Annotated in this window: 2 protein-coding genes; both read right to left on the bottom strand. The window is 67.2% G+C overall.

What is annotated here, in order from left to right; genetic code table 11:
* The coding region (locus tag G7A99_RS25510) for an ATP-binding cassette domain-containing protein (RefSeq protein WP_240466271.1) at positions 1–676 on the bottom strand (676 nt) is incomplete at its 3' end.
* Positions 677–737: 61 nt separating this feature from the next.
* Positions 738–1784: an ABC transporter substrate-binding protein gene (locus tag G7A99_RS12750; protein ID WP_163140686.1), complete on the bottom strand. Its 1047-nt coding sequence runs from the start codon at positions 1782–1784 to the stop codon at positions 738–740.
* Positions 1785–1878: the final 94 nt, after the last annotated feature.

The raw sequence follows: 1878 nt of genomic DNA on the forward strand, positions 1-1878 counted from the left end.
CGCCGGAGCGCGCCTCCATGTACCGCCGCAGCTGCATGCTGCGCTCGGAGTCCAGCGACGACGTGGGCTCGTCGAGGATGAGCAGCCGCAGGCTGGGATCACTCGCGGCCCGGGCGATCTCCACCATCTGCCGCTGCCCGATGGGCAGGTCGCCGACCCGCGCGTGGACATCGATGCCAGCGTCCGGAAAGACCCGGTCGATGCTCCGGCGGGCGCGCCGCCCGTAATGGGCGTGCCACAGGGGGCCGCCACCGGCGATCCGGGCATCCTCGAGGAAGAAGTTCTCCGTGACCGACAGATTGGTGCACAGGGACAGCTCCTGGTGGACGATCCGGATCCCCTGCACCCGGGCGTGCCGCGGCGAAAAGCGCTGGAAATCCACCGGCACGCCGGCAATCGCGAGACTGCCCCGGTCGGGCGCGGTCACGCCGCAGAGGATGCGCATCAGCGTGCTCTTGCCGGCCCCGTTGGCGCCGACGAGGCCGAGGACGTCACCGGCGGCGAGAACGATGCCGACGTCGCGGTTGGCCGTCGTCGGGCCGTAGGCCTTGGTAACACCCTCGAGGGCGACGACGTTCGGCGCAGGGGGGCCGGACGGCGATACCGCATGCGCGGCACCGGTCTCCCCGGTCGCTGTTTCCGGGAAAGGATCGCGTGGGGACTCGCTGGGGCTCATAACGGCTCCTGGGCATGCATGTAGGCCCGGTCACCCCGCGGGGTGACCGGGCACAAGCCGGTCACTTGTCGAGCAGGTGCCCGGTGACCCAGTCGTGCGTGTACTCGGGACTGACGATGACGCCAGGCTTCATGTCCCTGTACTCGCCCAGGTTGTCGTTGGTGACCGTCGCCACCGGCATGAGCATGGTCTTCGGGGGCGTTGCGCCCTGCTCGATCTCGTAGGCGAGCCAGAACGCGGCACTGCCGATGCCGGGCGCGGTGTTCTTGGAGATCGTGCTGTAGCCGGTCTTCTCGCGGCGATCGGCCCACCAGTGGATGAAGTTCGAGCTGCCACCGCCCACGATGATCGGCATGTCGTCGGCGTACTCGCCGCCATACTGCTCGAAGGCCTTGGCGACACCGTAATCGTCGCCGCCACCCTGGGTGAGCACCGCATCGACGTGCGGGAGGCTCGGCAGGATGTTTGCTACCGCCGACTGGGCCACCGAGCCCGTCGCCTGACCGTACACCGTACCCACGACCTTGAGGTCCGGGTACTTCTTGAGCACGCTCATCTGGCCCTTGTACATGTCGTGGTCCGGGGCTGAACCCTTCACCCCGCGGACGACCAGGACGTTGCCTTCTCCGTCGAGACGGTCCGCGACGTATTCGGCGAGATCCGCCTGGTACTTCACGAAGCTGAAGTTGAGCTTGTAGGCGCATGGTGCGGAGGCGACCGAATCGAAGGCCACCACCTTCACACCGGCACTGCAGGCCTTCTTGATAACGCCGTTGAGCGCTGACTCGGAGGCGGCATCGATGGCGATCGCGTCGACGCCCTTGAGTATCAGGCTGCCCATCTGGGACATCTGCTGATTCACCGAGCCGTCGCCGTTGAGGATGATGTAGTCCTCGATCACCCCCTGCTCCTTGGCCTTCTTCGCCGCCGCCTCGAAGGAGTCGACCATCTGCCGGCGCCAGGTATTACCGTAGTAGGCGTTCGACAGTGCGATGACCGGCTTGTCCGCCGCCCGGGCGGAGACCGGGGCGAAGGCGGGGACGGTGAGGGCCACGGCGCACAGCGAGAGCGCGACGCGGCGCGTAACCTTGAATAGATTCGTCGACATAGGGCTTTCTCCTCCTCAGGACTGTCGCCGCGTGGCCGCGGCCTGTTTTGCTCTTCGATACGGCGCAACCGGGGCGCCGATCTGGCCGGACTCG

Source organism: Arhodomonas sp. KWT (assembly GCF_010993615.1).

Bases quoted from the DNA above. Each gene is read 5' to 3' on its own strand.
- G7A99_RS12750 (WP_163140686.1), bottom strand. From the start codon at position 1,784: ATGTCGACGAATCTATTCAAGGTTACGCGCCGCGTCGCGCTCTCGCTG.